A 24997-nucleotide genomic window follows, 5' to 3' on the forward strand; every position below is an offset into this window, starting at 1 on the left:
CGACATCTATCCTGCCCCGGGGTGGTTTTTTCTTTTGAGTAAATTTAGGAGTACAAAAACATGAACAAGAAAATTGCAATTATCATCGCTGGTCTCGTTATTATTATCGGTGCTGTGTTCGGCATTAGTAAGATGACCTCGTCTAGCAAGGACAACACAACCATCAAGGCCGGCACCTTCACGGTCGGACTAGAAGGAACCTACGCCCCCTTTTCTTACCACGACGATAAGGGGCAATTAACCGGATTCGAAGTTGAAATTGCGCGCGCTTTGGCCAAGAAAATGGACATGAAAGTCAATTTTGTCCAATCAAAGTGGGATTCCCTTATCGCTGGCTTGAATGCTAAGCGTTACGATGCTGTCATTAACAACATCGGAATCACCGATCAGCGCAAGGAAAACTACCGCATGTCAACTGCTTACCTCTATCCAAAGGCCGCTTTGATTCGTCGCACTGGTGATACATCATTGAACAGCCTTTCGGATATTAACGGGAAGACAATGGCTCAGTCCGTCACATCCAACTATGGTAAGAAGGCGAAGGAAGAAGGCGCCAACATTAAGGCTGTTGCCGGCATTATTGAAGCGATGAACTTGATTACAACCAACCGTGCCGATGGTTCGTTGAACGATATGGGCGCCTTTGAAAACTGGAAGCAGTCGAATCCTGATGCAGACGTTGAAGCCGTCGACATTTCAAAGCAAATGGGCTCCACTCCCGATGGTGTCTTGATGAACAAGGATAGCAAGAAGCTGCAAGAAAAGGTCAACAAGGCACTCAAGGAACTGCGTGAAGACGGAACCTTGACCAAGTTATCAAAGAAGTACTTCAACAAGGACCTAACCAAAGAATAAGCCATCCGGCTACACTAAATAGGAAGAAAGTATGATAGACTTTTTTAATCTGGCAGTTCAATATCTGCCCGAGCTCTTTCTCACAGCGCTCAAATACACACTCCCACTCACAGCCATCTCCTTCTTTTTCGGGTTGATTTTTGCCTCGCTAACGGCACTGGTTCGAGTGGCTAAGCTACCTCAAAACGAGTGGGCAGCCGCCCTGCTCCAAATCGTTAAGTGGATTGCCAATGCATATGTTTGGTTCTTCCGGTCAACGCCACTGATTGTTCAACTTTTCATCGTCTTCTACGGCTTGCCAAACGCACACATCGCCCTCTTCCAGTCTGCCTGGGTTTCGGCTATCACGGTTTTCTCACTGAACACCGGCGCCTATGCATCAGAGACGATTCGTGCATCGATTTCCTCCGTTCCAGAAGTTCAAAAGCAAGCAGCGGAATCGTTGGGGATGACCCGCGCACAAGTTTACCTTTACGTGGTTTTGCCACAGGCTGCCCGAATCTCTATTCCACCGCTTTCCAATTCACTAATTGGTCTGCTGAAGGACACCTCATTGGCTTCCGTCATTACCATTGTGGAAATCTTCTATTTGTCGCAACAAATCGCGGCAGCAAACTATAAGGTTCTGTCAATGTACATTCTGGTCGCCATGGTTTACGCCTTCTTCACATCAATTCTTTCAATTGGTCAGCACTACCTAGAAAAGTACACATCGAGGTTTGCCCAATGATTCAAGTTAAAAATCTCAGTAAACACTATCCCGACAAGGTCGCCTTGGAAGACATCAACCTGACTTTCCCGGCTGATCACACAACAGCCATCGTGGGTCCATCGGGCTCTGGTAAGTCCACGCTACTACGTTCGCTTAATTTATTGGATCGCCCAGATACTGGTACACTGCAAATTGACCAATTAATCTTGGATTTGGCCAAACCATTAACGAACGGCCAAATTTTACAAATTCGTCAAAAGACGGCCATGGTCTTCCAGGAAAAGGCGCTCTTTACCCACCTCACGGTGCTAAAAAACCTGACGGAAGGTCCCATTAAGGTCCAGAAGAAAAGTAAGGAAGAGGCCGAATCGTCCGCCAAAGAACTATTAAAGCAGTTTAACATGACGGAACTAGCTAATCGCTATCCTTACCAACTTTCCGGGGGTCAACAACAGCGTGTGGCTATTCTACGCGCCCTAGCCATGTCCCCTAAGTATCTACTGTTGGACGAACCAACGTCGGCCCTCGATCCAGAGTTGGAGGCACAAGTGCTTCGGGTACTGAAGGAATTAGCGAAAAAAGAAGTCTCCATGGTCATTGTCACCCATAACATGTCCTTTGCAGAACAAGTAGCTGACCAAGTGGTCTTTATTGACGATGGTCACGTTGGCTACGCTGGACCAACCGACGGCTTCTTCCATTCAAACGAGAAACGGATTAAGCAGTTCTTGGGAGCAATGTCTTTCTAATGGTTAAACGTCGCAAACAATCAAAAAAACGCTTCTCACAAACCGTCGCCATCGTTATCGCCATGGTGGCGGTTTTGTCCTACCAAGCGTTTCAAAAAGAAAAGACCGCTCCGAACAATAGCCAACAGCAGTCCAAGGTAATCAAGTCTGCCAAAAACTCAAAGCACTCCGCGACAGTCCAAAGTGGTGAACAGGGCAACCAGGATCTCTTAGCCATCCAGTGGGATGGCACCCTTGATGGTGACATTGTTCACCTCAATGGTAACAAGGCCACTTTCACCGCCACTGAACTAGCACAGACTTTCCCAGCTGACGGATCTAAATTAAATCCCGTCAACGGATTAGCGCTTTCACCACTCGATTCATTGGGGCGTTCCGGCCAAGGCAACTTCATCGCTTCGAAAGCATCCATGGATCAGGTTACCAAGCGCCCTTCCCAAATACCAAAGTCAGTCCGACCATCTGGTTGGAATCAAAATGATTATTTTAACGGGACGTCTTGGGTCGGCGGTACCCATCATAACCCCCAGGTCACGCTTGGTGGCAGCAAACAGGCTCTCTGGAATAAATCGCATATTGTCGGTTATCAATTCTTTGGAATGCCCACGATGGTAACTGAAAATATGACGACAGGGACACGCGTGGAAAACGCCTTCCCGGGACAGCTTGTACCAGAGGATGACATCCGCTACGCAATCAAGCAACATCCAAACATCACCATCCGCGGTCAGGTGACACCGATTTATTCTGGTAACGAGCTTGTTCCTCGTGGTGTCCACTACATGGCCAAATCTGTCCAGGACAATGGTGCTTCGCTTGATTTTAATTACTGGATATTTAACGTTCAGCCTGGTGTGACGATCGATTACAGCACCGGCGCGTCAACCATTCAATAAAGTCAGTTAATCAATCGGTTTCGTTAAGGCGGAACCGATTTTTTGTGTACAAAAAAAGGAAGTAACCTTCGTTACTTCCTTTTAATCATGCCCTCGGTGGGAGTCGAACCCACACGGTGTTGCCACCACTGGATTTTGAGTCCAGCGCGTCTGCCAATTCCGCCACAAGGGCGTTGCTCTTTTACAACTTTATTAGTTTATCAAGGCTAGCAAACCTTGTCAATAAAAAAGAGCGAATTTAGTCATTTTTATCCTCTTTATGTTGAGCTTCCCATTCAGCATGACTTTCATGATTCACAACGTGCTCAACGTGCCGTTCAGCATTCGCAAGCAGGTCTAAAATGTGTGAGTCCGTTAAGCGGTAATAGACCGTCCTGCCGACTTTTTCGACCGTGACAACCTGATCCTCTCGCAGTTTCCGCAGTTGATGTGACACGGCGGACTGTTCCATCCCCAGTGCCTCAACAATCTCATTCACCGAATAAGAACGCTCTTGCAATAGCATTAAAATGGCCAAACGTTTTTCGCCTGCTAATAACTTAAAAATATGGCTTAGTTCAAGTTGAATTTCTTTTTGCATAGCGCTATTATAACAAATTACCCCTCAGTTGTTTCCGATAAAAGTCAACAAAAAAGACCTTTGAATCACTTCAAAGGTCTTTTAATTTTTAGCCTTGAACAATCAAAACAGAAATCCGTGAGTTACGTGCAATGTAAGCTGCCTGTGAACCAATTGATCCCCAGAAGCCTTCACGAGAGTGTGCACCGACAACAATCAAGTCGGCCTTAACACGTGGCGCAATTTCATCGGCAAGAATTTGTCCAGCCTTCACACCATCATCAAAGACAGTATCAACTTGCTTGATGCCTTGGCTTTCAGCGAATTGACGGTACTTTTCCAAGTTCTTTTCAATTTCTTCACGCTTTTCCTTAATCACATCAAGGTGTAGCGCGGCAATGGCTGATAAGTCACCCATTTCCAAAATGGAAGCGATAATCAAGTGCGCATCATCTTCGCGTGCTTGGTGAATCGCGTTAGCCAAGGCCTTGTAGCCTTGTTCTGATTCATCAACACCAACCAAAACCGTCTTAAATTGCTTTGGTTCAATATTCATTGTTAATTCAGTCATGATAGCCTCCTATTCAATTAGCCAGCAAACATTTGGTAAATAAGAACGATGTTAATAATCGTCAAACCAATGAAGCAGAGCCAACCAACCCACTTTACCCAAGCAGAGTTAGCGTAGTCACCCATGATCTTCTTTGAAGAAGTAAAGTAAATCAATGGGGCCATTGAGAATGGCAAGGCGATTGACAAGAAGACCTGAGTCGACTCAATCAAGGCATCCATTTGTGATTCGTTACCACCGTACATAATCGCAATGATCAATACAGGCGTGATGGCGATACCACGGGTAATCACACGACGAAGCCACATTGGGATTCGGAAGTGCAAGAAACCTTCCATGATAATTTCACCAGTCAACGTACCAGTAATGGTTGAGTTCTGACCTGAAGCCAAGAGGGCCAAGGCGAACAAAGTTGACAACACTGGTGAAGCAATCGCACCGGCAATGTTGTGGTTGTTCAAAGCATCATACAATTGGTGGAAACCATCCAATTCAGTTGCGTGACCAAAGAACAAGGCGGCACCAACAATCAACAACATTGAGTTAATGAAGAAGGCCAAAGTCAACTGGATGTTAGAATCCCAAGTCATCAACTTGATGGCATCCTTCACTTCAGCAGGGTCATCGTGGTTAACCTTACGCGTTTGTGAGATTGATGAGTGCAAGTAAAGGTTGTGCGGCATAACCGTGGCACCAATGATACCAGCAGTCAACGTAATTGGGCTATCCAATCCATGTAATGCTTCAGTTGACAAAGTCTGTGGACGAGGCACATAGTTTCCCATGATGGCCATCCAGTCTGGCTTTGACAAAATAGTTAGGTAAACGAAGACAACCAAGATGGTCAAAATCAACGTCATAACAATCGCTTCAATCTTACGGAATCCGAACTTCATCAAGAGAAGCAGGATCACAACATCGAAGGCCGTCAAGAAGATGGTAACCAACAGTGGCCAACCAAATAGCAAGGACATGGCAATGGCACCACCAACAACTTCGGCGATATCCGTTGCAACTAAGGCCAATTCGGTCATAATCCAGAGTGCGTAACGGCCAAACTTGTTGGTACGGTTACCAGTAGCCTGGGCCAAATCTTCTTGCTTAACGATTCCAAGCTTTCCAGCCATGTACTGCAAAAGCATCGCAATCAATGATGAAATCAAGATAACAGACAAAAGCAAGTAGTGGTATGCAGCTCCACCCTTGATTGATGTCACCCAGTTACCTGGATCCATGTAACCAACGGCAACCAAGGCACCAGGCCCTGAGAAAGCCCACAATCGACGCCAGAAAGAACCATTCTTTGGAACTTCAATGGAGCCGTTTACTTCAGCCAGTGACTTATCACCGGTGTGCTCAATCAATGAATGATGAGTCTTTTTATTTACGGAATTGTCCATAATTGTCTCCTTTGGATTTCTCCTTAGGAAGGCCATTGAACGACGCAGAAAAATGATTTCAAGCAAAAAGACCGCAAGAACCCCTTGCTTGACATTTAATTATTCTCAAGTAGCAGAATAGCTAGATTTTCACAATTTTGCGCTAAATAATTTTCATAAAGGATTTCATTCAACTTGGTTGTTGAAAGCTTATGAAAGGTACTTAACTCAATGACTTTTACCTAAGTCTAGACTTAATATTACACGATGCAGCGTCCGGGTCAAGCATAATTTTTTGATTTATTTCAGGTTTTTTTGAACAAAAAAATAAAAAAAGGCATTGGAACAAGCCTCAACCCCTTTTTATGATTTAATCTTAATTTAATTATATTCTGTAACACGGTCTTTTAAATGAGAATAATTCTTATTTAAAAGGATTTTTTGCGATTTTTAAACATTTTGTCATTAAATTGTATTGCAGTTTTCTTCGTGTTGTTGCCCTTCAATCTGGATGGTTACGTGGCTAACACCAAAAGTTTCTTTTAAGGCAGTTTCAATGTCATGGAGCTCTTTTTGTCCATGATCCCCTCGTAACGCTTCGTCTGACAACGCCAAGTGAACCGTCAACGCCGTTTCCGTCGTCGATAATGGCCAAATATGCAGATCGTGTAGTGACACCACGCCCTCTTTTTTTGCTAGATAGTCATAGATGGCATCTTCATCAATGGTATCTGGCACCCCATTAATCGCTAAGTTAACGGTTTCTTTCATGACAGGCCAAGCCGTTAGCAAGATAATCAAACCAATCAAAAGCGAAACAATGGGGTCAATTATTTGCCAACCGGTTAGGTTAATTAGCCATCCAGCTAAAATAACACCAATTGAAACACCAGCATCGGATAGCAGATGAATATAGGCTGTCTTGGCATTTAAGTCTTGGTCATGATGATGACTGTGACCGTGCTCGTCCGGCACGTCTGAAGCTTTAAAAAGCAGAGCTGTTGAGACATTAACGACGATTCCGATGGCCGCAACAACCGTAATCATCAAACCATTCGTATGAATGCCGGAAGGATTCAAGAGGTCGTTAACCCCCTCGACTAGGATGGTCCCCACCGCAAAGAGCAGCAAAACCGTGTTAAAAATCGAAGCCAGAATTGAAACATTGTGCCAGCCATATGTCTTACTACGCGTTGCCTTAATACCAAAAACCAAAACGGCCAGCCACGCGATAACAAGCGCGAGCACATCCGAAAGGTTGTGAAAGGCATCAGCGAATAAGGCGGTTGAATGAGCTAACTTGGCAAAAATTAATTCAGACAAAACGAAAATCAAGTTCAGACTAATCCCAATTAAATACGGCTTTTGCGAGGGCTGCCCACCCTGTGTATGGCCATGATGATGAAGATGATTTTCCTTTTGTTGAACAGTTCCATGGGAAGCCGCCGTTTGTCTTGGCGCTTCTTCTTGTGTTGACATAGTTTTCTTCCTCCTTTTTGTATCATACCTTTTTTCTAAATAAAAAAAAGCCCAAATATGGACTTAGTTTTTTAATTCACCGAAAAAGTCAGCGGCATTTCCGATAATTTGTTGCACACCAGCCATGGCTGGCAACGGTGTCAAGTTAACGGCAAAAATTGGCACATTGGGCTGGGCATAACTTAGCAACCCAGCGAAGGGATAGACTTTAAAGGAGGTCCCCACTAAACAAATCAGATCCGCCTGGGCAACCCAGGTAGCCGCCTCTTCTACCCGAAAAGGGATCTCGCCATAAAAGGTGATTCGTGGTCGAATCTTAGCCCCATCTTCTGGTCGATAGAGCGAACACTGATAATCCTCTAAGCGGGCTTTTTGCCCGTCTTTGGGACTGTATAAATCATAAAGTGAACCGTGAAAGCGAATCAATTGTTGATCAGATAAACCAGCCTTAACGTCCAAATCATCAATGTTTTGTGTAATGACTTTTGCCCGTCCCTCAGTAACAAATTCAGCCATTTTTTGATGAATCACGTTGGGTTGTGCCTTTGGAAAATACAGATTTTGCTGCATGAAATCGTACTGAATGTCTGGAATTTCAGCAAAGGCCTGGTCCGACAATAAGTACTCCGGCGAATAGTCGAGTCCTTGGTAAACCCCATTTTTAGAACGGTAGTCCGGAATACCCGACAACGTCGAAACACCAGCTCCCGTCAAAAACACGATTTTCTTTGCTTGATCAAAGGCTCGTTGAACGCCCTCAGTTACCATCTTCATGAACGACTCCTCCTTCTTTTACTTTCGCAAAATATAAGGCAACGCCAACTTCTCCAGCAATTCTCGAACAGATAGTGCGTAGAGTTCCGTAAAGAACTTAGGTCGATCGGCAGGGTTTTTAGGCGCGGCAATCACAAAGGTGTTCTGCTTATCTTGCTTACCCAACCCAACGTATGCCTTTTCCTTTGAAGCATAATCGGTCATCTCAGAATGGAAAATTTCATACAGATTTTTCACGGGACCATTCAGTTGCCGTTCGGACAAAACCGGAGCCAATGTCACGTATTGTTGGGCATTAACAGTTGGCAAGTTTTCCTTTGCCAACAGTTCATCGAGGCCGGCAAATAAATGAACAATGGTTTTACGAATCGTTCGTGAATCCGTCAAATCAGCACTCATGATTGGCTCAGCCAGCGCCTTGGCGTCAGCATTTGCCCTTGGGTAATGACTTTGGTAAAAACGTTCGGCTTCTGCCGACTCTTCTGCCAATTCCCGCTCTTTCAACACGGCATTAAAAATTTGAGCATCTACCAAGGACAACAGGCGGAAAAGATGTTGCCCATCAATTTCTTCCTGTTCATCGGACAATTCGTCTGCGATTCCGTTGCGGAAAGCAGTGGCTGTCGAATTGTTCAAATAACCCTGCTTACCCATTTCGCGGAAGGCAATGGCGTGCATGACCATCCGATGCAAGCGACTCGCAATGGTGACCAATTGCTGATCAAGGGTTTCATCTTCAAAAGTAAGACCAAAGAAAATTTGGGGCACGATGCCATTCAAGGACAACAATAGCTGAATCAGTTCGACCCCAATGGCAAAGTCGGCTTCCGTTTCATCCGGCACTTCAATCAACAAACGGTCGGCTAAAAAGGATTGCTTAACCTGATCCAGTCGCAATCGTCCCGACTTTTCTTGACCAGTCCGAACCATCACCGTCCCAGGATAGGTTTCGTTTACTTGTTCTAATAATTTTTGTAATTTAGGCGTCATTTTTTCGTATTTCTCCTAAAATTTTTTTAGCATGATTTTGATCAACTGCACCCTCGGCTGCCAATCCATTGGCCACTTTCAGGACTTCATCACCAACGGCACCCACCTGGACAGCGAGTGTTCGCGCCTGCATTCGCATATGTCCTGCCTGAATGCCAGGACCAGACACCGCCTTTAAGGCAGCCAAATTATTGGCTAAACCAGTGGCCACGATGACTTTCTTCAGTGCATCTAGGGAAGGCGCTCCCAGCAATTCCAAGTTCCTTTGGGCCATCGGCATGGCTGCAATGGCGCCACCCAAACGACCAATGTTGACCGGCATCGTTAAGGAGCCCAGTAGGAACTTGCCAGTATCATCTAATTTCCAAGTTGACAACGACTGGTACCGTCCCGTACTTCCCGCATAAGCGTGGCCAGCTGCTTCCACCGCACGGTAATCATTACCGGTGGCCAAGACAACAGCGGACAAGCCGTTGAAGATGCCTTTATTTTCAGTAACCGCTCGGTCTGGATCGACTTTTCCAAAAGCCGATAATGACTCAATGGCTTTGGCAGCCGCTAAACCGCCTACCAGCGCCACTGGCATGTGGGCCGTTACGGTCACCAAGGCGTCATGACCGGCATTTGTTAAAATAGCCGCAACAATGTTCTTGTTAAACGGCTGAAAAACAGCTTTAACGGCTTCTAGAATCGTGTTAACGGCGTTAGCGCCCATTGCTTCACCAGTTTGGACGGTTAGGTCGAGCGACGCCCTTCGTCCTGCTAGCGGTCGAATCTGGACATCTTTGAGGCCATCGCCTCGTTCAACCATGGAAGGCTTAGCCAGCTTAGCAGCTTCAAAAATGGCTTCTCGCTGTTCAGAAACGTAGGCTGACAACTCATCAATCGCCACATCTTGAAAAAGAATTTGACCTCCGAGAAGGGATTGGCTTGTTTGGTGACTTTGAAAGCCACCTGCTTGGCCGACCAAACGAGCCCCATTGTTAGCCGCAGCGACAACAGAAGGTTCCTCCGTGACCATGGGAACCTGATAGGAGCGACCATCGACCACTAGATGGCGTAAAAGTCCTTCCGGTAACGTAAAATCAGCAAAGTAATTTTCAATCAGGTTGGGCATTTCATCGGATTGTCGCTCCCGGTAAAAAGCCGTTAAAGATGGAGTCAAGCCCATGGCTTCGAGCCGTTCTCGTGCTGACAGTTGGTAAAACTTCTTTGTCATGAGTGGCCAAATTCCTCTTTCATTAATTCATAAATCAAACCTTCGCGCACACCCGATTCAGAAAAAATTACCCGTGGTGCCTGTAGGGCGCGGACCAGATTGAGCACGAGCAACAAGCCGGAAACAATGATATCTGCCCGGTTTTTCTCCAGCCCAGCTAAGTGTTCCCGCTGCGCGCGAGACATTTCAGCAATTTCTGCAAAGATTTCTTCTACGTGGGCACTGGTTAAATAAAGGCCATGCAAGGTCGGTTGGTTCTGCTTGGTCCAGCCCTTCTTTTCCGCCATTTTTGCCAGTGAACGGTTGGCCCCACCTAGCAAAATAATTGGTTGACCCTGATTTTGTCTAATGAAGGGAAGACCTTGGTAGGCGGATTGAATCTTTTGACAAGCCGCCTTAATTTGTGACTTTTCCACCGTATCCGCCAACTGATACTTTTCCGATAAATTAACGGCACCAAAGGGTAGGGATAACTCCACTTCTGCCACTTGATGGTGAAAAGGAATTAACTCAACCGAAGCCCCTCCGGTATCCAGTATAACGGCTGAATGCACCTTGGGGAGAGAAGCAATGACTCCTAAAAAGTCATAATGAGCCTCTTCTTCACCCGTTAAAACGCGCAGCTGTAATCCAATCGCTTGCTTGACCCGAGCTAAAAATTCAGACTGATTTTTGGCTGTACGAACCGCAGCAGTTGTAATGCCATAAACAGCATCAACCGAAAAATTCTGCAAAGAAGCCATGTAGGTCTTTAATACCGTGATTGTTTTTTCCATTGGCTCTTCTTGTAAAAGAAGACTATCCCCCATCCCCTGTGAAAGACGAGTGTCTTCTTTCACACGATAGAGTTCTTCATACGAGCCGTCTTCTTTTATTTTTTCAACAACTAGTCGTGCTGAGTTGCTGCCCAAATCGATAATGGCGATGTTTTTCTCTTGCATAATGGCCCCATTTAGTGATTATTGTCCAGTATAACACAGCCATTTCCTCCAAAGAAAAAAGCATTAGACGACTGTCTAATGCTTTTTATTCTATTGTTCTAACGTCTCGCCGATTTGTGACAAATACGTATTTGCAATACTTGTTCCTGAGGATGGTACGTCACCACCAAACTGTGTTCCGGTTTCTTTTTCAGAAAGTCCAAGCTGCTTTCGTAGCTTGTTCGTAACACGTTGCTTTTCAGAGTTCGTTACCGCTTGGTAAGAAACCCCATCGTACATGACACCGGTTCCCTGCATGTGATCAGAATCTTGGTTCTTAGCTGCGTTTCGGTAGTTTTGAGCAATCTTCAAGATATTGTTGAATGACAAATCTGTCTGTGCATACTTCGACAAAGACTTGATGAAGGAAGCGTTCAAAAGCGTCTCTGCATTCACAGATTTCTTAATCAACGCCTGCAAAACGAGTCGTTGCCGTTGCTGACGTCCATAGTCTCCCTGTGGATCATCATAACGCATTCTTGAAAAGGCCAAAGCCGCTTCCCCAGTCAACTTCGTCTTAGATGATGTCCAAGTAGCTCCGTTATCATCGGAATACTCCCACTTCGTGGAACCCTTATGGAAACGATACAGGTCAGGACCGTAATCGTGGGCGGTATCTTGGCTATACTGGAAGTCCATTGGTGATTTAACGGAAACACCACCAACCTTATCGACCAATGTCGTCAACCCCTTCATGTTAACCAATGCATAAGAGTCGATTGGAACATTCAGGTAATTCTGCACGGCTTTCATAGTTGCTCCCACGCCACCGTAAGCATATGCAGCATTCAACTTCTGAGGGAAGGAATCTTCATAACCGGGAATGGCCGTCATAATATCACGAGGGATCGACATCATCGTGACTTTATCAGTCTTGGGATTAATCGTCACCAGCATCATGGAATCCGTGAGACCTTCTCGATCGTTACGGTTCAACTCCCCAACGTCGGTTCCCATAACCAAAACTGAAAAAGGCTTACCCCGGGCAATTAAATTCGAAACATTGCGAGTCTTTGAGATCTTGGCAGACTTTTGGATATCATCGATTGACCCCTTGTACTGGGCATAGAGATAGGTTCCCCATCCAGCAACCGCCAATAGAATAATCGTCAGAATGGAAAGAATCCACTTCCGAATACGGCTCCGCTTCTTTCGCTTTTGGCGGACACCGTCATACCGAACTTTCCGGGATAATTGATCTGGATCTTGTTGCATATGAATGATCTTCGCTTTCTACCGATTTTTAAAATTATCACTTAACTTTTATTATTCTATCACATAGCATGTTAAACAGGCGTTAAAAGCAGGCGAATTAAGACATCTTAGGAAAAGCTTTATATTTGTTTTTGAGTAAACAAAAAACGACCAGGCAACGCCTAGTCGTTTTGAAAAAATTAAATTTAAATTAGCCAGCGATACCAACAATCGTGCCGTCAACGATACCGAAACCAACCTTTGTGAATGAAGCATTCATCAACCAGTTACGGTGTGCAGGTGCGGCAACCATGCCAGTTTCGTTGTACCAAGCATCAACAACTGATGAAGGTGACCAATCGATGGCAACAACTTCAGGACCAGCAACTTGTTGGAAGTGTCCAGTTGGCAATCCACCGTTTGCTACAGCGTTAGCTGCACGTGAAGCAGCCGTTGCGGCCAATGAAGCATCGTATGAAACAGGTGCCAAACCGGCAGCTGCACGCTTTGCGTTCATTGCGTTGATAATTGTTTGAACTGAACCATCAGCACCAGCTGAGTAAGTCGTGTTTGAAACGGCAGCAGTCGTTGCAGCAGCAGCTTGTGTGTTCGTGTTCGTCGTTGCTTGTGTGTTAGCAGTTGCGGCTGAATCATCAGTCGTTGAAGCCGTCACGTTTTCATCAGCGGCAGCAGCAACTGAAGCAGTGGCAGCAGTTGCCGTTGCAGAAGTTGTAGCGGCAGCAGCAACACCGTCAGTTGTGATTGTGTCACCAGCGATGATCAAGTCAGCGTTGGCGATGTTGTTCTTAGCAACCAATTCTTCAACAGTTGTGTTGTTATCTTCAGCGATTTGTGACAGTGTGTCACCGGCCTTGATTGTGACGTCGTTGGCAGAAGCGTGAGCACCTGCTGCAGCAAAAGCAGTAGCAGAAGCTAATGTGGCCAAGATTGTCTTAGTAACGTTATTCTTCATGAGAGACTCTCCAATTATGTTCTACTTATTTTTTATTGATAGTGGGTACAACTCAGTGGCTGTACTCAATCGATATGCCTATTGTAAGATAACAGCATTACTGCATAACATCCCATAGGTTACGTTCATATTACAATAAATCAACTCTTTTTGCAAATCAAAATTCCAATAAGAGTGATCCGTATGTGAAACCAGCGCCAAATCCAGTTAACACCACCTTCTTTCCAGTCAGGTCAACTTGGCTGTTCAACTGGTCAAAGGCCATGGCAATCCCTGCTGAAGAAGCATTGCCATATTCTTCTAGGTTCGTAATGAATTTATCCATACTCTGACCGAGACTAGCAGCCACTTTTTCGATCATCCGTAAGTTGGCTTGGTGCAAGACAAAGTAATCAACGTCATCAACGGTTAGGTTCTTCCCCTTCAAAAAGTCTTGAATGTGGTTCGGAATCTTTGTCGTGACTTCGTTATAAACCGTCCGACCCTCCTGAGCAAAAGCATCAATGGTCGGGTAGTTCTCAGCTGATAATTTCGTCAAAGGCGCAATGCGTCCAGAGTGTACCACTTCGGCATCCCCAATGGTGTGCATTTCCTCAGCAGTTAAAACGCCGACCTCGCTAGGCGCCAAAACAGCCGCACCGGCTCCATCACCGAAGAAAACGGTCGATGTTCGGTCCGAAAAGTCCATCATCTTGGAGTTTACCTCAGCGGCAATAACCAAGCCGTATTGGTACGCCCCGCTTTTAATGAATTTATCTGCGGTTGACAAGCCAAAGACAAAGCCCGCACAGGCCGTTGATAAATCAAAGCCCCAGGCTTTATCAGCGCCCAAATTGCGTTGAACCAACGCTGCTGTCGAAGGAGCTAATCCATCTGGTGTAAAAGTCGTCACAATAATGAAGCCTAATTCCTTGGCTGAAATACCTGCCCGTTCTAACGCAATCTCTGCCGCCTTAGTTGCCAGGTCTGATGTATTTTCACCCCGAAGCGAAACACGGCGTGAGCGAATCCCCGTATGGGAAACAATCCATTCATCACTCGTGTCCACGACTTTGGCTAAATCATCATTGGTCACAATATCTTTTGGCACATAGTGGCCGGTGGCCAAAATCTTACTTCCAATCATAATCATTCCTATACTAAGTTGGAGCTTCCTTTTTTACTTCAAAAAGGGCTCACTGTAAGTGTAGCGAGTCTATACTAAATTAACATAAAAACCCCACCATCATTTCGATGAGGGAGCTAACTATGCTTATTATAGGTGTTCTTTAGGCCTTCTTCAAGTCGTCGAGACGCTTCTTCGTGGCAGCGGCCTTTTCTTGCCAGTCCGCCAACTTTTCCTTCTCCTTGGCTACAACGGCTTCCGGAGCAGAAGAAACGAACTTTTCATTGGCAAGTTTTCCTTGACCACGCTTGACTTCCTTATCAAACTTGGCCAATTCGCCTTCCAAACGCTCGATTTCGGCATCGATGTCAATCAATCCGGCAAGCGGTACGTAGACTTCAGCACCCGTAATCACCTGTGACATGGCCAAATCAGGAACATCAACGTCTTCTGCAATCGTCAATGACTTTGGCTTTACAAAGCGCTGGATGTAATCGGCGTTGTCGTTGAAAATCGTAACCAAATGGTCATCTTTTACCTTAATCAACACGTCGATTTCCTTGGACATCGGCGCCTTCGCTTCGGCACGAATCGTCCGGACCGCCACAATCAAATCTTGCAAAGACTTGAAGGAAGCAGCGGCTTCGTCGTTTTCCAATTCTTTCTTATAAACTGGGTAAGCTTGGATGCCTAAGTGGGCATCCTTACCAGCCTGTTCTGGCATTTCCTGCCAGATGGCTTCAGCCATGAATGGCATGATTGGTTGGAGGAGACGCAGGGTTTGGTCCAAGACATAGGCCAAGGTTTCTTGAACGGCCGTCTTGTCACCATCCCCGTTCAACGATTCCTTCGTCATTTCGATGTACCAGTCGGCAAAGTCAGACCAGATGAAGTTGTACAGATCACGACCCGCTTCACCAAATTCGAACTTATCGAAGTTTTCTGTAACTTCCTTGACCGTTTTGTTCAAACGATCCAGAATCCACTTGTCCGCAAGAGACAACTTGTCTTCATCGGGAATGCGCGCCACTGTATCGTCTTCCAAGTTCATAATAACGTAGCGGGAAGCGTTCCAGATCTTGTTGATGAAGTTCCAGGCGGCGTCCATCTTTTCGTAAGTAAAGCGGACGTCTTGACCAGGCGTTGATCCCGTCGCCAAGAACCAACGCAAGGCATCGGCACCGTACTTTTCGATGACGTCCATTGGATCAACACCGTTTCCGAGTGATTTGGACATCTTGCGGCCTTCCCCATCACGAATCAAACCGTGAATCAACACGTTCTTGAATGGTCGCTCACCAGTGAATTCTTTTCCTTGGAACATCATTCGAGCAACCCAGAAGAAGATGATGTCATAACCCGTAACCAAGGTATTTGTTGGGTAGTAGCGAGCAAAGTCTTCGTCCAAGTTGTTTGGCCAACCCATCGTTGAAAATGGCCAAAGAGCAGAGGAGAACCAAGTATCCAAAACGTCTGGATCACGTTCCCAATCATCCCCCGGCGCCTTTTCACCAACGTAGATTTCTTCTTGATCCGTCCCCTTGTTCTTGTACCAGGCAGGAATTTGGTGTCCCCACCAGAGCTGACGTGAGATAACCCAGTCACGGATGTTTTCCATCCAACGGGTGAAGGTATCTTCAAAACGACCTGGGACGAAGTTGACTTTTTCGTCAGCGTTTTCTTGCATCGCTAGGATTTGCTTAGCCAATGGCTCCATCTTAACGAACCACTGCGTTGACAAGCGTGATTCGATAGCAACACCAGTACGTTCTGAATGACCAACGGAGTGCGTGTATGGCTCAATCTTCAACATGTCACCGGCGGCTTCCATGTCGGCCACCATGGCCTTACGAGCTTCGAAGCGATCCAAGCCCTCGTACTTACCGGCATTGGCATTCATGTGAGCGTCTTCGGTCATCGTGTTGATGCGTTCCAAGTTATGACGGTTACCAACTTGGAAATCGTTTGGATCGTGGGCTGGCGTAATCTTCACCATTCCCGTTCCAAAGTCCTTTTCAACGTATTCGTCGGCGATGATTGGAATTTCGCGACCGACGAGCGGAACCTTAACCGTCTTTCCAATGATGTCTTTGTAACGTTCATCCGTTGGGTTGACGGCAACGGCAACGTCACCAAAGATTGTTTCAGGACGAGTTGTGGCAATCTCGATGTAGTCCTTGCCATCCAAAGTCGTCCCATCCGTGAATGGGTACTTAACGTGGTAAAAGGCCCCTTCGTCATCTTGATAAATGACTTCGATATCAGACAAAGCTGTTCGAGCCTGTGGATCCCAGTTAATGATGTATTCACCACGGTAGATTAGACCCTTGTTGTAAAGGTCGATGAAGACTTTGTTAACCGCTTCATTCAACCCCTTATCCAAGGTAAAACGTTCGCGGGAATAATCCAGGGCCAAGCCCATCTTTCCCCACTGCTTTTTGATTGTTGAAGCGTATTCGTTCTTCCAATCCCAGACCTGTTCGATGAACTTTTCACGACCAAGATCGTAACGGGAGATGCCTTCGGCACGCAAGCGTTGTTCCACTTTGGCCTGTGTGGCGATACCGGCATGGTCCATTCCTGGCAACCAGAGCGTATCAAAGCCTTGCATCCGCTTTTGACGAATCAACATATCTTGCAAAGTCGTGTCCCAGGCATGACCCAAGTGCAACTTTCCCGTCACGTTTGGTGGCGGAATCACGACAGAATAAGGTTCTGGTTCGTTTCCCTGAATCGCCTTGTTCGCTTCGGGAGCGAACAGCTTGTTGTCCAACCAATCTTGGTAGCGACCCGCTTCGACCGCGGTTGGATCATACTTGGTTGACATGTTTACATCACGCATCGACTGTCCTCACTTTACTTTACAAAATGGCTTTTTTTAAGATGATATTAAAAAAGCGTCCTAATCAAAAGATTAGGACGCTTGCACGTGGTACCACCTAAATTGCGTTTTCCTAGCAAAAGCCAGAAAAACACCACTTCATTCAAATTAATTATTTACCCTTAGCAACCTTCCGCATTAACTCGCCCGTTTTCCAGCAACCAACGGTTCTCTATATCAGTAGCGCTTGCGTACTCCTCTAAGTTCTCTTTAGTGTACAAAGTCTTTTGGGGTTAGTCAAGCCTTTCTTAATCCTCAAGACTGACTATTCCCAGCTTGTTCTTCATAGGTTGACTGGTATTGGTCAATTTGCTCTTTCAAAACGCCAATTTGTTCAGTATTGACTTTCAAAACCGGTAATTCCTTCGGATGGTCATTGTTCTCTGTATAAAGCCCATAAGCATTTCCGGACACCGTCTGCCCTGGGGCTAGCTTCCAACAAAGGTAGCGGTACTTACCGGACTGGCCGAGGATGACATCTCCCTTCTTTTGCAATTTGTTACTAATCAATTGATCATCTTTTAATTGACCAGCACCATTTTCAAAATACTTCACGCTGGAAGTCCAGGCCGTGGCCGTGATGTCATCGGTGGCAAGGCCCGTCATGTTACGACTATCTGTATTCTTAAAGCCCGTATCAAAGGCCCCATTGGGCGCTGATGCAACGACGTACAGGTTCGATTTAGTCGTGTTCTTTAGTTGCAACTTGATTTTCACAACACTTCGACTATGGAAAGCCTTGTAATCCGTTTTTTTAAGGGACAAAACGTTGATTTTTAACCCCTTAATAGTGCCAGACTGCCCCGAAGTTAGGGCGAGTATACCATTACTTGTTGACGAGCGAACACTACTTACCGTCTCCTGCTTTTGGTCATTCTTATTCAACTGGTGTTTTTGCCAGACGAACGTCCCGGATAGCCCAGCCACGAGCAGAACAACCACTAGCCAAATCCACTTTGTTCGTTTCATCTTTCAACCTGATTTCTTTCCTTAATGTCCCCCATTATACGCTTCTTTTAAATTAGAATAAAAAAGCAGACGATCAAATCGTCTGCTTTCCACCTAATCTTGACCATCTTAATGGTTTTGATTCTGGTTCTGATTTTGAGCTGCGGCTGCTGCAGCAGATGAAGATTGGGCTGCTGCACTTGAAGCAGAGTCGGCCGCTGCCTTTGAGGAAGCGGAATCTGCGGCTGCCTTTGCTGAAGAATCAGCCGCTGCCGCTGCCTTTGCAGAGGCGGCTGCAGCTTGTGATGAGGCTGCCGCTGCGGCTGATTGTGCGTTTTGTCTTGCAATCGCTTCACGATCGGCCGCCGCTTCGGAGCTAGCTCTTGCGGCTGCGGCTGCATTGGCCGATGCTGTGTTCGCATCATCGTCATCATCTGACGTTGATGAGCTCTTTGAGGATGAATGCTTCTTTGAAGAGTATGAAATATCCGGCGTTGATGAATCATCATTGTCAGAAGACGATGAGGCCGCGCCAACCATGTAGAAGGCAAAGGCACCACCAATTAACACAACGATGAGCCAAAACCACCATTTTTTATAAAAGGTCATCCCGCGCTTGTCGGTTTTCCGACGCTTTGAACGTGATAGCATATGTAAATTCCTTTCTCGCGTTTAGTCCTTACGACCCAAACGGTTTAGAAGTTCACGAATTTCCTTGCGGTAGTAAATAATGAAACCAGCAAAGACAATGGGCCAAGCACCTTGCTTAACGGCTGCGAGTAACAACTCACCCACGAACCCGAAAAACTTATCGAAGATAGTACCAAAAAGAACACGAACGGCTACGAGCAAAACAATGGCCGTAATCACCACAACAAAGGGGTTAGACCACTCGGAGCGTTCTTTGACTTTGACAAAGGCCTGCTTAGCAGAATCCGTCGCCGCTTGGGCACCTTTTTGTGCAGCTTCCGCCGCTTCTTCCATGCGGTTGTTACCCGTGTTTTCTTTCTTTGAATCAACCGGCTGCGCTTCAGATGTGTTTTGTTCCACATCCTTTTTTGTTTTTGGCGTCTTTTTCTCTTCTGCCATAAGCGATTTCCTTTCAATCAAGTTTATTGTCAACTTTCATTCTAGCAGGAATGAAACAAAAGAGCCAATATCATTAAAAAAGTCAGTCGAGGGGATCGACTGACTTTACAAAAGAGAAAAACGACCCGCAGGTCGTTTTTTAATCAACTGCTTACCAAACAAATAGTCCCACCATGGCCGCTGAACAAAGCGAAACCAGGATACCAGACAAGAGGAGGTAGCCAACGTTCTTGGCAATGACCTTGCTCTTATCGTCTGAAACCATTCCCTTGAAGCAACCAACAATCATTCCGATTGTTGAGAAGTTGGCAAATGACGTTAAGAACACCGTCAAAACTGCCGCATAGTGTTCTGGGAAGTGGCTAATCTTGTTAGTCACAGACCCCATCACAACGAATTCGTTCGTAATCAACTTTGTTCCCATGAACTGGGCCAAGTCGAAGGAGTGTGCTCCCACACCGAGCAACCAAGCAAATGGATACATCACGATTCCCAAGATATGTTCGAGGGATAGCCAGGGGTTGATAAGACCCAACAGCTTATCCACCATCGCTGCCAAAGCAACGAAGGCAATCACGTTGGCCGCAATGATCAAAATCAACTTCCCGGCACCAAGAATGGAATCACCTAAGAATGAGAAGAACGGCTCACGTTTGGCAACAACGGCTTCCTTCACCTCGGACTCAGCCAAGACTTCTGATCCGGAGTCGATATCCTCGGCTGCTGCCGGAGCAGGTCCCATCTTTGCAATCGTATCTTCTTCTGGTGACACTTCAACAGGATTCAAGATAGCCGTCACAATTAGTGCGTTAATAACGTTAATGGGAACAGCCGTCAAGATGTAACGAGCAGGCATCATCAACGTATAAGAACCCAGAACCGAGGCCGTCACACAAGACATGGACATCATGGCCAAAGTCAACATCCGGTCCGCCTTCATCTTCTTCAATTGCAAGGCAGAAACGGCCAAGGCTTCCGTGTTTCCTAGAAACATCATTTCAATTGAGAAGAATGATTCAAACTTTGGTTGGCCAAAGAGCTTTGAAAGCCCCTTTCCAAGCCACTTAATGACGAATGGCAAAATCCCAAAGTAAGTTAAAATATCGAAAAGTGGCACAACCAACAGAATTGGCAACAAAACGGACGTAAAGAAAGTGCCCTGCAACTTAGCGCCGGTTGGCTTCAAAGCAAAGTCAATTCCAACACTGGCCACTGAAATTAGTTCGTTAAAGCCACCAGCGGCCGCATCAATCATGTCACGACCGATTGAGAACGATGTGAAGAACCAAGCTAATACTAAGTTAACCACCACCATGATGGCAATCGAGCGCCAGTTAATCTTCGAACGGTTCTTTGAAAACAGCACAGCCAGTCCGATAAAGACCAGTAGTCCCACCGCATTTACCAACAAATAGAACATGTCGTTTCCCCCTGTAATTCCGACAGTTTCGCATAACAACTCAATTATACACGGTGAAAAGTAAACAAATTAAGTTTCTCTCTCTTTCTTTCCTTGTTTTAACGAACATTTTGATTAAATTTATCTAATCGTTCGTTTTATTAGAATTTCCTCCATTATACCCATTCAGATGCTTCTCTTTTAAAAAGAAAATCCCCACAAAAATGCTATAATCAACACGTTTACCAATTCCGGTGAGCGCTAAACACACGGTGCGTTGCTTCCGATGACGGCACCTAAAAAACAATAGGAGGATTCATCATGAATCAAAAATCAAGCACACTGGCCCTGACTTTTTCGCCCAAGGCGATTTGGTCGGACCTCATCTCACTGAATAAGGCAACAAAGGCAATGCTTTCCGTAATGGTCTTCGCCCAGCTTTTGACCTTTCTGCTCTCGTCCGACCGATCCGGTCTCGCCTGGTTGACCCTTTGGACCGGTTTGGCCGCGGTGATTAACCTGGCCTTAGTTGACCAGGGCAAGCAATCCAACTTCTTTTGGGGCCTAATTTGTACGGCCGCCTGGTTGATGGTTGCTCTACACTCTCGAACTTTCGGGGACGTTTTTGCCCAGGGATTCGCCTTTTTGATGCAGTTTTCCGGGATTTACTTCTGGGCTCGGGCACGAAACAGCGAAAAGGGTGAGCTGGTCTTCAAGAAGATGTCCAAAACCTTGGCTTGGTCGGTCTTAACTTTGACCATCCTGACCTACTTAGTGGTTTTAGCCATTTCAAAGCACTTGAACGGACTGCAAGTTTACTTGGATTCCGCGGTGCTCCCGCTGAACATCATCGGTCAGTTACTCATGACCTATGGTTACCGCTCCCAGTGGTTCGCCTGGATTACCGTTGACATCGTTCAGGTGCTCGTCTGGGCCCAAAACATTTTCGTCCTCGACGGCTCCTATGCGATTTCCATGCTGGTGCTTCAAATCGTCATGCTGGCAAACGCCCTCTACGGTGCTTGGTACTGGTATAATCGAAAAAACTAATTCATTATAAAAGTCCCGTTCTCGACTAGTGAGAGCGGGACTTTTTCATTGATTCGATTATGCTAAACGGCGATCAAGACGCTTGGCCAACAAAGATAAGAGGTAGTTCGCGATAAAGTAGCAGAAAGTCATAAAGACCAGAATGGGTACAATATAGTGACTGTTTTGTGCATAGACAACCTGACCACGAAAGGTCAAATCAGCAAGCACAATCCCAGAGGCCAAAGAGGTATCCTTTACCAAAGAAATCAACTGCGAAATCAATGGCGGAATCATCTTCTTGTATGCCTGGGGCAAGATGATGTACATCATGGTCTGTCGGTTGGACATACCAGTCGAACGAGCACCTTCGAACTGTCCCTTGTCAATCGAGTCCAAGCCACCACGAATAATTTCAGACAGCATGGCCGCTTCGAAAAAGGACATGGCGACAACCGTCGACCAGAAAACCGGTAGGCGAATCCCAATCTGAGGCAAAGCAAAGTAAGTGAAGAAGATAATCAACAACAGTGGTAAGTTTCGCACGATGTTGTTTAGAGTACCAACTAACGATGAAAAGTAAGGAATCTTTTCAAACATGACAATTCCAATAACGGAACCAAGAATGAAGGAAACCACAATTGAAAGAACAGAAACCGCAACGGTAATCCATAGGCCCTGCATGAGATAACCCAAGTTATCGGGTGTTAACGCATTTAAAAAGTCATTCATTGGTCATCCCCTCCTATCGATTTCCCTGCAGACGTTCTTCCAAGTACTGCATACCATAACTAAGTGGCAACGTTAAGACGAGGTAGAAAATACCAACGATGATATAAGACGTGAACGTATCAAACGAACTAGCTGCCACTAAGTTTCCCTGATACATCAAGTCTAAGCCACCAACAAAGGCCAAAATGGAAGAATTCTTGACCAAATTAATGAATTGATTTCCTAAAGATGGAATGGCAACCTTGAATGCCTGTGGTAAGACAATTACCCGCATGGCTTGACCATAGGATAAACCATTGGCTAAGGCACCTTCCATCTGTCCCTTATCAATCGACAAAATCCCGGCACGAACCGACTCAGCGATAAAAGCCGACGTATAAAGTGATAAGGCAACAGTTCCCGCAACAAAGCCGGTCATCTTAATGACTTTGGCAACTGCTAAGTAGAAAAAGAGCGTAATAATCAGCAACGGTACGTTTCGAAAGAACTGCACATAGGCGTTCCCTAAACCTGACCAGAGGCGTTTTTTCGACAACTGAAGCAAGGCAAAGAGCGTCCCTAATACGAGAGAAGCAACCAAAGCGATGAGCGAAGCGAGAAGGGTGTAACCAAATCCAGAGTAAAAGAGGGAACTATAATGATTAAAGATTGTCATTGTGTCACCTCCAATTGACTAACGTCTAATCCCTGTACCTGACCAAACCACTTTCTAATTAAGGCGTTGTACGTTCCATTTTTCTTGAGGGCGGCCAACGCTTCATTACTTTCTTTCACCATACCAGGCTGGTTGTGGTCAAAGGCAATACCATAAGGAGCGTAGCCCATGATGCCACCAACCACGTGATAGTCTGGGTTTTCGGTTACCAAACCATACAAAATGGCGTTATCTGTCACAATTGCCTGACCTTGGCCGGCCTTCAGAGCCTGCATAGCCGAAGCATAATCTTGCAAGGCCAAAACCTTAGCCTTTGGCGCTTCCTTTTTGACAGTATCCGCGGCCGTTGTTCCCAGGGCAATCAAGATGGTCTTGGATGGATCATTCAAATCCTTAATCGACTGGATACCCGAATCCTTTTTAACCAAAAGCGAATTTCCGGCTGGGAAATACGGATCAGTGAAATCAACGATTTTGGCACGTTCCTTCGTGATGGTCATGACCGCGGCCACCCCATCAATGTTCGTGTTCTTCAATAATTGAACCTTTGAAGAGGCGTTAACGGGTGTAAAAGTCGCGGTCAGCTTCATGTTCAATTGCTTACCAATTTGCTTTGTAAGCGCCTTTGCCAAATCAACGTCGAAGCCCTCCGACTGCCCAGTTTTGGTATTTACCAGACCAAAGAGTTTCGTGTCTGTCTTAACCCCCCAATTAATGGTCTTGGTCTTTTCAACACGGGCCAGTGTATCTTGATGCATGCGGTTTTCATGAGCACGGTTTGCAGCCCAAAAACCAGCAACAATCAAAATCAGCACTAACAGAATGGAGGCAGTAATCCCAAAAAGACGTTTTTTATTCTTTTCCATCTTGCCTCCTCCCTTAGTGGTTTGCCACTTGACTCAAGAACTTCTTTGCTCGTTCGTTACTTGGGTCCTTAAAGAACTGCTCCGTTGAGGAATCTTCCAAAATCTGACCATCCGCCATGAAGATTACACGATCGGCCACGGCCTTTGCAAAGCCCATTTCGTGGGTCACGACCAACATCGTCATATCACTATCTTCAGCAATTTCCCTCATAACCTTCAAAACATCCCCAATCATTTCGGGATCCAAGGCAGAAGTTGGCTCATCAAAGAGCAGGCACTTAGGCTTCATCGCCAAAGAACGGGCAATGGCCACGCGCTGCTTTTGTCCACCAGACAATGCCGATGGCATGTTATTCGCCTTGTCAGCCAAACCGACACGCTCCAACAGCTCCATTGCAATGCGCTTGTTTTCCGCTTCATCCCGTTTCAAGACCAAACGGGGGGCCAACATAATGTTTTCAATCACGGTTTTATTGTTATAGAGGTTAAAATGCTGAAAGACCATTCCAACGTTCTTACGAATCTTATTCATATCCGTCTTGGGATCATGAAGGTCAAAACCATCAACAATGAGCTGACCCTCTTGGATTTCTTCCAACCCGTTCACCGTTCGAATTAACGTTGATTTACCAGAACCAGATGGACCAATCAACACAACGGTTTCGCCCGCATCAATTTTCAGGTTAATGTCTTTTAGTGCGTGAAAGTCGCCATAGTACTTTTCTACGTCTTTGAACTCAATCATGGACATCTGTTTTCTTTCCCCCATGTCTTTTTTTAGAATCAATGTATTATAGCCATTATAACCCTTGTAGGAATAAATGGTCCTTTTTTGTTAACTTTTATAACGAGGCCGAATATTTTGAAGAAAATAAAAAAAGCCCCTCCTCGTATGGAGCGACGCAGACTGTCCCGGCTGGGCTCGAACCAGCGACCTTCGCATTAACAGTGCGGTGTTCTACC

At 45.8% G+C, this 24997-nt stretch carries 25 protein-coding genes and 1 tRNA gene; 5 read left to right on the forward strand and 21 right to left on the reverse strand.

The window, feature by feature from the left end; all coding sequences use genetic code 11:
• The first annotated feature begins 60 nt into the window (after nucleotides 1-60).
• The 4 genes from IV71_RS05560 to IV71_RS05575 are packed head-to-tail and all read left to right on the forward strand — an operon-like array spanning nucleotide 61 to nucleotide 3212.
• Nucleotides 61-855 carry a transporter substrate-binding domain-containing protein gene (locus IV71_RS05560; protein ID WP_010691037.1) on the forward strand — a complete coding sequence of 265 codons (795 nt, stop codon included), beginning with the start codon at nucleotides 61-63 and terminating at the stop codon, nucleotides 853-855.
• A 31-nt stretch (nucleotides 856-886) separates the two neighbouring features.
• Nucleotides 887-1585, forward strand: a complete 699-nt coding sequence (locus IV71_RS05565; protein WP_010691034.1) for an amino acid ABC transporter permease — start codon at nucleotides 887-889, stop codon at nucleotides 1583-1585.
• A complete protein-coding gene (locus tag IV71_RS05570; protein ID WP_010691031.1) occupies nucleotides 1582-2316 on the forward strand; it encodes an amino acid ABC transporter ATP-binding protein in 735 nt (244 codons plus the stop codon). The genes IV71_RS05565 and IV71_RS05570 overlap by 4 nt, the downstream gene beginning before the upstream one ends.
• Nucleotides 2316-3212 (forward strand): DNA/RNA non-specific endonuclease, encoded by an 897-nt coding sequence (locus IV71_RS05575; RefSeq protein WP_010691029.1) that lies wholly within the window; start codon nucleotides 2316-2318, stop codon nucleotides 3210-3212. The genes IV71_RS05570 and IV71_RS05575 overlap by 1 nt, the downstream gene beginning before the upstream one ends.
• 88 nt (nucleotides 3213-3300) lie before the next feature.
• Here IV71_RS05575 and IV71_RS05580 read toward each other — a convergent pair.
• The 17 genes from IV71_RS05580 to IV71_RS05660 form a co-directional block, all read right to left on the reverse strand.
• A tRNA-Leu gene (locus IV71_RS05580) sits at nucleotides 3301-3384 on the reverse strand.
• 66 nt (nucleotides 3385-3450) lie between these two features.
• Complete coding sequence (locus tag IV71_RS05585; RefSeq protein ID WP_010691027.1) at nucleotides 3451-3792, reverse strand: ArsR/SmtB family transcription factor; 342 nt, start codon at nucleotides 3790-3792, stop codon at nucleotides 3451-3453.
• A gap of 88 nt (nucleotides 3793-3880) precedes the next feature.
• Nucleotides 3881-4342, reverse strand: a complete 462-nt coding sequence (locus IV71_RS05590; protein WP_010691025.1) for a universal stress protein — start codon at nucleotides 4340-4342, stop codon at nucleotides 3881-3883.
• A 17-nt stretch (nucleotides 4343-4359) separates the two neighbouring features.
• Nucleotides 4360-5742, reverse strand: coding sequence for an Nramp family divalent metal transporter (locus IV71_RS05595; RefSeq protein WP_010691023.1), 1383 nt, complete (start codon nucleotides 5740-5742; stop codon nucleotides 4360-4362).
• A 444-nt stretch (nucleotides 5743-6186) separates the two neighbouring features.
• A complete protein-coding gene (locus tag IV71_RS05600; protein ID WP_010691021.1) occupies nucleotides 6187-7200 on the reverse strand; it encodes a cation diffusion facilitator family transporter in 1014 nt (337 codons plus the stop codon).
• 63 nt (nucleotides 7201-7263) lie between these two features.
• A complete protein-coding gene (locus IV71_RS05605) occupies nucleotides 7264-7974 on the reverse strand; it encodes a Sir2 family NAD-dependent protein deacetylase (protein ID WP_010691019.1) in 711 nt (236 codons plus the stop codon).
• 18 nt (nucleotides 7975-7992) lie between these two features.
• Complete coding sequence (locus IV71_RS05610) at nucleotides 7993-8964, reverse strand: hypothetical protein (RefSeq protein ID WP_010691017.1); 972 nt, start codon at nucleotides 8962-8964, stop codon at nucleotides 7993-7995.
• Complete coding sequence (locus tag IV71_RS05615) at nucleotides 8954-10183, reverse strand: hydroxymethylglutaryl-CoA reductase, degradative (RefSeq protein WP_010691015.1); 1230 nt, start codon at nucleotides 10181-10183, stop codon at nucleotides 8954-8956. Before IV71_RS05615 ends, IV71_RS05610 begins: the two co-directional genes overlap by 11 nt.
• Nucleotides 10180-11124 (reverse strand): Ppx/GppA phosphatase family protein, encoded by a 945-nt coding sequence (locus tag IV71_RS05620; RefSeq protein ID WP_056995034.1) that lies wholly within the window; start codon nucleotides 11122-11124, stop codon nucleotides 10180-10182. Before IV71_RS05620 ends, IV71_RS05615 begins: the two co-directional genes overlap by 4 nt.
• Before the next feature lie 90 nt (nucleotides 11125-11214).
• A complete protein-coding gene (locus tag IV71_RS05625) occupies nucleotides 11215-12378 on the reverse strand; it encodes an LCP family protein (protein ID WP_010691011.1) in 1164 nt (387 codons plus the stop codon).
• Between the two features lie 190 nt (nucleotides 12379-12568).
• On the reverse strand, nucleotides 12569-13330 hold the full coding sequence (locus IV71_RS05630; RefSeq protein WP_010691006.1) for a CAP domain-containing protein: 762 nt from the start codon (nucleotides 13328-13330) through the stop codon (nucleotides 12569-12571).
• A 157-nt stretch (nucleotides 13331-13487) separates the two neighbouring features.
• On the reverse strand, nucleotides 13488-14456 hold the full coding sequence (locus IV71_RS05635; protein WP_029489811.1) for a beta-ketoacyl-ACP synthase III: 969 nt from the start codon (nucleotides 14454-14456) through the stop codon (nucleotides 13488-13490).
• A gap of 142 nt (nucleotides 14457-14598) precedes the next feature.
• A complete protein-coding gene (locus IV71_RS05640) occupies nucleotides 14599-17277 on the reverse strand; it encodes a valine--tRNA ligase (RefSeq protein WP_010691004.1) in 2679 nt (892 codons plus the stop codon).
• Between the two features lie 294 nt (nucleotides 17278-17571).
• Entirely contained in the window at nucleotides 17572-18285 is a 714-nt protein-coding gene (locus IV71_RS05645; protein ID WP_010691003.1) for a hypothetical protein, read from the reverse strand.
• Between the two features lie 108 nt (nucleotides 18286-18393).
• Nucleotides 18394-18915 (reverse strand): hypothetical protein, encoded by a 522-nt coding sequence (locus tag IV71_RS05650; RefSeq protein ID WP_056995035.1) that lies wholly within the window; start codon nucleotides 18913-18915, stop codon nucleotides 18394-18396.
• A gap of 21 nt (nucleotides 18916-18936) precedes the next feature.
• Nucleotides 18937-19353: a hypothetical protein gene (locus tag IV71_RS05655; RefSeq protein WP_010690999.1), complete on the reverse strand. Its 417-nt coding sequence runs from the start codon at nucleotides 19351-19353 to the stop codon at nucleotides 18937-18939.
• A gap of 151 nt (nucleotides 19354-19504) precedes the next feature.
• Nucleotides 19505-20773 (reverse strand): NupC/NupG family nucleoside CNT transporter, encoded by a 1269-nt coding sequence (locus tag IV71_RS05660; protein ID WP_010690998.1) that lies wholly within the window; start codon nucleotides 20771-20773, stop codon nucleotides 19505-19507.
• Nucleotides 20774-21073: 300 nt separating this feature from the next.
• On the opposite strand from IV71_RS05660, the gene pnuC reads away from it, so the two are divergent.
• Entirely contained in the window at nucleotides 21074-21802 is a 729-nt protein-coding gene (pnuC, locus tag IV71_RS05665) for a nicotinamide riboside transporter PnuC (RefSeq protein WP_010690996.1), read from the forward strand.
• Between the two features lie 57 nt (nucleotides 21803-21859).
• On the opposite strand, the gene IV71_RS05670 is transcribed toward pnuC, so the two are convergent.
• From IV71_RS05670 to IV71_RS05685, 4 genes are read right to left on the reverse strand one after another with little or no spacing between them, the layout of a single operon-like run.
• Entirely contained in the window at nucleotides 21860-22513 is a 654-nt protein-coding gene (locus tag IV71_RS05670; protein ID WP_010690994.1) for an amino acid ABC transporter permease, read from the reverse strand.
• 13 nt (nucleotides 22514-22526) lie between these two features.
• Nucleotides 22527-23168, reverse strand: a complete 642-nt coding sequence (locus IV71_RS05675) for an amino acid ABC transporter permease (protein WP_010690992.1) — start codon at nucleotides 23166-23168, stop codon at nucleotides 22527-22529.
• Entirely contained in the window at nucleotides 23165-24034 is an 870-nt protein-coding gene (locus IV71_RS05680; RefSeq protein WP_010690991.1) for a transporter substrate-binding domain-containing protein, read from the reverse strand. Before IV71_RS05680 ends, IV71_RS05675 begins: the two co-directional genes overlap by 4 nt.
• Before the next feature lie 13 nt (nucleotides 24035-24047).
• Nucleotides 24048-24785 carry an amino acid ABC transporter ATP-binding protein gene (locus IV71_RS05685; RefSeq protein ID WP_033444860.1) on the reverse strand — a complete coding sequence of 246 codons (738 nt, stop codon included), beginning with the start codon at nucleotides 24783-24785 and terminating at the stop codon, nucleotides 24048-24050.
• Between the last annotated feature and the right edge of the window lie 212 nt (nucleotides 24786-24997).

Origin of the sequence: Fructobacillus fructosus KCTC 3544 (assembly GCF_001438695.1) — a bacterium.
GTDB lineage: Bacteria > Bacillota > Bacilli > Lactobacillales > Lactobacillaceae > Fructobacillus > Fructobacillus fructosus.